This is a genomic window from Herbaspirillum lusitanum P6-12 (assembly GCF_000256565.1).
Classification (GTDB): Bacteria; Pseudomonadota; Gammaproteobacteria; order Burkholderiales; family Burkholderiaceae_D; genus Herbaspirillum; species Herbaspirillum lusitanum.
This window is the reverse complement of sequence record NZ_AJHH01000182.1, coordinates 1-6594: the sequence shown is the minus strand read 5'-3', so window position 1 is coordinate 6594 and position 6594 is coordinate 1. Positions and strand designations below refer to the sequence as shown.

Below are 6594 nucleotides of genomic sequence, written 5' to 3'. Positions count from 1 at the left end.
CCCCCCGGGGGCGCCACCGTGATCACCGGTAGCTATAATTTCACCTGGTCGGCGCAAAACAAGAATGCTGAAAATATCCTGATCGCGCGCAAGAATCCGCCGCTGGCGGCAAAGTACGCCGCCAACTGGACGCGTCATTTCGAGGAAGCCGAAGCATATCGGGCCGACCGCTAGGCCATTCATCGCCAAGAAAGATCATGTCAACCTTGCTGACCGATTTCTATGATTACCTGTTCGGCGAGTTGCCGCCGACGGAGCTGTTGCGCCAACTCGCAATCATCGCCTTGTGCGTGGCCTGCGGTTGGGGTTTGTCGCGCTGGCTGCGCAAGCTGTTCACGCTGTCGGGCGGCGACGAGCAGAGCGTGGTGCATATCGGCGTCAAGAGTTTCGTGCGCGTGCTGTCGCCGCTGCTGATCCTGATCCTGCTGACGCTGGCGCGACTGGTGCTGATCCGCCTGAAGCTGCCGGTGACGCTGTGGCATGTCATGATGCCGCTGATGATTTCGCAGGTGGCGATGCGGTTCGTGTTCTATGTCCTGCGTCGCATCTTCGTCAAGGAAACCACCGCTGGCGCCTTCCTCCAGCTGTTCGAAAAAGTCTTCGCCACGCTGGTCTGGATCTGCGTCCTGCTCTACATCACCGGCATGTGGCCGGATCTGGTCGATTATCTCGACACCACGATGCTGCCGCTGGGCCGCCACAAGACTTCGCTGCTGACCATCCTCCAGGCCACCGCCTCGGTGCTGGTGACGCTGATCATCGCGCTGTGGGCCGGCGCCATGCTGGAAGACCGCATGATGAAGCTCAACACCATGCACTTGTCGCTGCGCACGGTGGTGGCGCGGATGGTCCGGGCGATCCTGATCCTGGTGGCGATCCTGGTCAGCCTGTCGGCGGTCGGCATCGACCTGACGGTGCTGTCGGTGTTCGGCGGTGCACTCGGCGTCGGTCTGGGTCTGGGTCTGCAAAAAATCGCCAGCAGTTACGTATCGGGCTTCGTCATCCTGCTCGAACGCAGCCTGGCGATCGGTGATATGGTGAATGTGGACCGTTATTTCGGAAAAGTGACGCAGATCAACACGCGTTACACCATTCTCGAAGGGCTGGATGGGATTGAATCCGTGTTGCCTAACGAAATGTTCATGTCGACCCCGGTCCAGAACTACTCGCTGAATCGAAAAATTATACGTTTGGCAACACAAGTTACGATCTTGTATCAGGACGATATCGAAACGGTGTTGTCTATGCTGGAGAAGGCCGCATTTGCAGTGGAGCGCGTATCCGACCAGATTTTGCCGCAAGCCTTGTTGCTCAAGATCGGCGAGGACGGTTTGCAGCTGGAAATAGGTTTTTGGATCACGGACCCGGAAAACGGTCGTCTGAACGTGCTCTCGGACGTTAACAGGGCTATCTGGAGGGTGTTCAAAACCCATGGCATCCAGGTGGCGCATCCAAAACGCGACATTCGGCTGATGGATCCGCGCAGTTTTGAACAAAGTGTTGACGATATGACATCTTCTGCGCACAAGGATGCACAATCAGCGTACAATGCCGGTAAATAAAAGAATATAAGTGCCAGATGGTGGCAACTTCACTTGGCAAGTTGCTCAGCAAAGGTTGTATGGCAAACTCTTTTGCCGTGAAGTTTTTCTTTTTGGAGTGGTAATGACAGTAGATTCGATTCTGGACTTTCTTTCGAACGGCTTGCTGCACGCAACCGGTTGGCAGATTTTCTTTTACACCCTGATTGTGACCCACATCACGATCGCGGGCGTCACCATTTACCTGCATCGCTGCCAGGCGCACCGTGCGCTGGATCTGCACGCCATTCCAAGCCATTTCTTCCGTCTCTGGCTATGGATGACCACAGGCATGGTCACCAAGGAGTGGGCCGCGATTCACCGCAAGCACCACGCCAAATGCGAAACCGAAGAAGATCCGCACAGCCCGCAAGTGCGCGGCATCAAGAAGGTGCTGCTGGAAGGCGCCGAGCTGTATCGCACTGAATCCAAGAACGCCGAAACCATGGAAAAGTATGGCCATGGCACGCCGGACGACTGGGTAGAGCGCAATGTGTACAGCCGTTTCGGCTGGCAAGGCGTCGGCCTGATGCTGATCATCAACGTCATGCTGTTCGGCGTCATCGGTCTGACCGTCTGGGCTGTCCAGATGCTGTGGATCCCGATCACCGCCGCCGGCATCATCAACGGTATCGGCCACTTCTGGGGCTATCGCAACTACGACTGCAACGACGCTGCGACCAACGTGTTCCCATGGGGCATCATCATCGGCGGCGAAGAACTGCACAACAATCACCACACTTTCGGCACCTCGGCCAAGCTGTCGTCCAAGTGGTATGAGTTCGACATCGGCTGGATGTACATCCGCATTCTGGAAATCATGGGCCTGGCCAAGGTCAAGAAGATTGCGCCGGCGCCGAAGTTCGATCGCCAGAAGCTGGTCGCCGACTTCGACACGCTGCAATCCGTGATCGCCAATCGCTACGACGTCATGTCCAAGTACGCCAAGTCGCTCAAGCGCGCCTGGGCCGACGAGTTGGAGCATCTGGCGGAAAAGGCCAAGCTCGAATCGCGTTTCCTGAAGTCGTCCAAGAAGCTGCTGCAACGTGAGCCGGCCAAGCTGGAAGACGGTCAGAAGCAACAATTGTCCGAACTGTTCACGCACAGCAAGGCGCTGCAGACCATGCACGAAATGCGCGTGGAACTGGGCGCGATCTGGGGTCGTTCCAATTCGACCCGCGAACAGTTGCTGCAACAGTTGCAAGACTGGTGTGTCCGCGCTGAAGCGTCAGGCATCCATGCCTTGCGTGACTTCGCATTGCGCCTGCGCAGCTACGCTTGATATTTGCACCATCGGCTGTGAGTAAGGTTATTCCTGCAATTTTGCTCGCAGCCGTCGCCGCTTCGGCGGCGCTTCCCGGCGCAACGCTGGCGAAGACTACACCGCCCAGCCTCAATCTTCCCGATGTCAAGATCCAGAGCCAGCAGCGCCTGATTTACCAGTGCGCCGGCGACGTGCGTCTGCCGGTTCGCTATCTCAATACCAACGCGGGAGCCTTGGCGTATTTGCCGGTAGCCGGCAAGCGCCAATTGTTCGTCAGTGTGCTTGCTGCCTCGGGCGCGAAATACGCTGCCGGCCGCTACGTCTGGTGGAGCAAGGGCAAGGAGGGATTCCTCGCGGACGAAACGCTGGGCGAGAATGCCGAGCCGATCCTCAAGGACTGCAAACAGATTGAAAAGTGGTGAGAGCAGGGCGGTGGCTTCCCGCTGCCATGAATTTGTACTGAAGGCCTGAAGTTGTCAGCAACGCCAGGCAATAAAAAAAGCCCCGGATGCAAATCGCGGGGCTTTTTTACGACAAGAGAAAAATCAATTACTTGATCTTGGTCTCTTTGTATTCAACGTGCTTACGAACCTTGGGATCGAACTTCATGATCGCCAGTTTTTCAGGTGTCGTACGCTTGTTCTTTGTCGTGGTGTAGAAGTGACCTGTACCTGCGGTCGACTCCAACTTGATTTTGTCGCGGCCGGATTTAGCCATGATAGATTTCCTTTACTCTGCTAATTAGACTTTTTCGCCACGAGCACGCAGATCGGCCAGAACGGCGTCGATGCCGATCTTGTCGATCACGCGCAGGCCGGCGTTGGACAAACGCAGCGAAACCCAGCGGTTTTCCGACTCGACGAAAATGCGGCGATTTTGCAGGTTAGGCAAAAAGCGACGCTTGGTCTTGTTGTTCGCATGGGAGACGTTGTTGCCGACCATCGGCCCCTTCCCGGTGACTTGGCATACACGTGCCATGGAGTGCTCCTTAAAAATTCCAGAAATTGGAAAAAAAGAGAGTATAGCCAAAAAACATTGATTATTCAATGACTTGCGGAAAACAATTGTGTCGTTGTTTTGAATTGAATTTAACAATTCAAAAAGCCGTCCAGATTCCTGGTTCTTATAGCTGGCCGTGCTCCGCAAATGAATGCGTGTGCCGCCCAGCCACCACGATGTGATCCAGCACGCGCACCTCCACCAGGCCCAGCGCCTGTTGCAGCGTTTGCGTCAGCAGCAGGTCGGCGCTGCTCGGCTCTGGCTCGCCGGAAGGGTGATTGTGGGCCAGGATGACGCCCGCAGCGTTGCGCGCCAACGCCGCCTTGACGATTTCGCGTGGATAAACGCTGGCCTGCGTCAGCGTGCCGCGAAACATTTCCTCCGCCTCGATCAGGCGATTCTTGACGTCGAGAAACAGCACCACAAAGCTCTCGTACGCCTTGCCATGGAACAGCAACTGCAGATAATGCGTCACCGCCTTGGGCGAGCTGAGCGTCGTGCCGGTCGTCAGTTCTTCGGCCAAGGCGCGCCGGGACAGTTCCAGCACCGCCTGCAACTGGGCGTATTTGGCCGGGCCGAGGCCATTGATGCCGCAGAAATCGGCCAGCCGTGCGCTGAACAATGCCTGTAGCGAGCCGAAATGCCCGACCATGTCGCGCCCGAGGTCGACCGCGCTTTTGCCCGTCACGCCCACGCGCAGGAACACCGCCAGCAATTCGGCGTCAGACAGGGAGTGTGCGCCTTGCCGGATCAGGCGCTCGCGTGGGCGCTGGTCTTCCGGCCAATCGGTGATTGCCATGGGGCCTTTTAAATGCTCAAAAATCGAGGGGTTTTTTACGGAGCTTCGCAACGTGGCTTACAATAGCGGGCTGCCGTATCGGTTTATGTTGTCTCGATATGTTGTCTCGATCGGCCCGCTTATTTGCCACGCTGCCACGCTTACTGAAAACTGTTCATGTCCAACGTCTCCGTCCCGGTCGTCACCGAAACCGCTTATCTCACTCTGCATTACCGCCTGGCTTCGCTGACCGGTGAAAACATCGTCAGCACTTTCGAGGAAAAACCGGCCACGCTGCAATTCGGCCAGGGTCAACTGGCGCCGTTTCTGGAAGCTTGCCTGCTGGGATTGCCGGAGGGTGTGCACCAGACCTTCGAGCTGGCGCCGGAGCAGGCTTTTGGACCGCGCAATCCGGAATTGATTCAGCGCATCTCACGCGCCACGCTGGAAGAAAACTCGTCGATGGACGAAGATTATCGTGTCGGCGATCTGGTCGATTTCGCGGCGCCGGGCGGCGGCCGCTTTGCAGGCGTGCTGCGCGAGATCGATGCGCAAGGCGCACTGTTCGATTTCAATCATCCGCTGGCCGGACAAACACTCAAATTTGAAGTAAAAATCATCGGGATTCTGTAAGGTGCTCGATATGGACAAGCAAGAATCTGAAATTTTATTGGCTCAGCCGCGTGGTTTCTGCGCCGGCGTCGATCGCGCCATCGAAATCGTCGAGCGCGCGCTGACGCAATTCGGCGCGCCGATCTACGTGCGCCATGAAATCGTTCACAACGCCTACGTCGTTGCCGACTTGCGCAACAAGGGCGCGATCTTCATCGAAGAGTTGGCCGACGTCCCAGCGGGGAACACCGTCATCTTTTCCGCGCACGGCGTTTCCAAGGCGGTACAGGCCGAAGCGCAGGAGCGCGGCCTGACCGTGTTCGACGCGACTTGCCCGCTGGTCACCAAGGTCCACATTGAGGTGGCCAAGATGCGCCGCGAAGGCCGCGAGATCATCATGATCGGCCACGAAGGCCATCCCGAAGTCGAGGGCACCATGGGCCAGACCGAAGCCGGCATGTACCTCGTGGAAACCGTCGACGACGTGCTCAAGCTGCAGGTCACCGATCCCGACTTGCTGGCCTATGTGTCGCAAACCACCTTGTCGGTGGACGACACCACCGACATCATCGCGGCGCTCAAGCAACGCTTTCCGACTATCGCCGAGCCGAAAAAAGGCGACATCTGCTACGCCACCACCAACCGTCAGGAAGCGGTCAAGTTCATGGCGCCGCAAGTCGACGTCGTGATCGTGGTCGGCAGTCCCAATAGCTCCAACTCCAACCGCTTGCGTGAAGTCGCGGAAAAGAAGGGCGTGCCGGCCTACATGGTCGACAACGCCGAACTGATCAAGCAGGAATGGCTGGACGGCAAGCGTCGTGTCGGCGTCACCGCCGGCGCCTCCGCGCCGGAAGTCCTGGTGCAGGCCGTCATCGACCGGATCAAGGAAGGCTCCCTGCGCAGCGTGCGCATCCTTGAAGGCATTGAAGAACACGTCACCTTCCCGATGCCCAAGGGTTTGGGCGGCGGTCGTTCCGTGATCGGCAACAACTGAAGGGATTCCGGTTTGCTCCGGGTCTGAAAAAAGCGCACTCCGGTGCGCTTTTTTTATGCAGCGGATGACGCGGACAGGCAGGCTGGGAAGGCATTTTCAGGGTTTTTCGAGTTGCCGCGCCTGCTTAGGTATAATCCCGCTCCAACCGCGAGTCCCCACAAGGCGCACTCGCTTTTCTGATCGTCCCAAGACCTTTCGACAAAGAAGGAGCGTCCCTGATCATGACCAGTCGCATGAGCACCCCCGAGAATTTGCCCCAGCTTGCCCTTGCACGCTCCATCTTGACGCGCTTCTCCCTCGTTTCGTCCAGCGTTCCCGTTTGACCTCATAAGGTCGCACCGCCGATAGCAGGCGCTGCGGCGCGGTG

General features: G+C 57.6%; 9 protein-coding genes. 6 read left to right on the top strand and 3 right to left on the bottom strand.

Annotated elements, in window-relative coordinates; translation table 11 throughout:
- From HLUSI_RS32175 to HLUSI_RS0106355, 4 genes are all read left to right on the top strand, one after another.
- Window positions 1-174: phospholipase D-like domain-containing protein (locus HLUSI_RS32175; protein WP_330987137.1), on the top strand; the 174-nt coding region annotated here is incomplete at its 5' end.
- Between the two features lie 23 nt (window positions 175-197).
- Window positions 198-1562, top strand: a complete 1365-nt coding sequence (locus HLUSI_RS0106365; protein ID WP_016833200.1) for a mechanosensitive ion channel family protein — start codon at window positions 198-200, stop codon at window positions 1560-1562.
- 103 nt (window positions 1563-1665) lie between these two features.
- Entirely contained in the window at window positions 1666-2862 is a 1197-nt protein-coding gene (locus HLUSI_RS0106360) for a DesA family fatty acid desaturase (RefSeq protein WP_016833199.1), read from the top strand.
- A gap of 41 nt (window positions 2863-2903) precedes the next feature.
- Window positions 2904-3266, top strand: coding sequence for an MliC family protein (locus HLUSI_RS0106355; RefSeq protein WP_016833198.1), 363 nt, complete (start codon window positions 2904-2906; stop codon window positions 3264-3266).
- A gap of 127 nt (window positions 3267-3393) precedes the next feature.
- On the opposite strand, the gene rpmG is transcribed toward HLUSI_RS0106355, so the two are convergent.
- The 3 genes from rpmG to radC all read right to left on the bottom strand — a co-directional run bounded on the left by rpmG (window position 3394) and on the right by radC (window position 4642).
- Window positions 3394-3561 (bottom strand): 50S ribosomal protein L33, encoded by a 168-nt coding sequence (gene rpmG / locus HLUSI_RS0106350; protein WP_016833197.1) that lies wholly within the window; start codon window positions 3559-3561, stop codon window positions 3394-3396.
- A 24-nt stretch (window positions 3562-3585) separates the two neighbouring features.
- Window positions 3586-3822, bottom strand: a complete 237-nt coding sequence (rpmB, locus tag HLUSI_RS0106345; protein WP_006463730.1) for a 50S ribosomal protein L28 — start codon at window positions 3820-3822, stop codon at window positions 3586-3588.
- A gap of 145 nt (window positions 3823-3967) precedes the next feature.
- Window positions 3968-4642 (bottom strand): RadC family protein, encoded by a 675-nt coding sequence (radC, locus tag HLUSI_RS0106340; RefSeq protein WP_016833196.1) that lies wholly within the window; start codon window positions 4640-4642, stop codon window positions 3968-3970.
- Between the two features lie 156 nt (window positions 4643-4798).
- Between radC and HLUSI_RS0106335 the strand changes: the two genes are divergently transcribed.
- Entirely contained in the window at window positions 4799-5254 is a 456-nt protein-coding gene (locus HLUSI_RS0106335) for an FKBP-type peptidyl-prolyl cis-trans isomerase (protein WP_016833195.1), read from the top strand.
- Window positions 5255-5264: 10 nt separating this feature from the next.
- Window positions 5265-6227, top strand: a complete 963-nt coding sequence (gene ispH / locus HLUSI_RS0106330; RefSeq protein ID WP_016833194.1) for a 4-hydroxy-3-methylbut-2-enyl diphosphate reductase — start codon at window positions 5265-5267, stop codon at window positions 6225-6227.
- The last annotated feature ends 367 nt before the right edge of the window (window positions 6228-6594 follow it).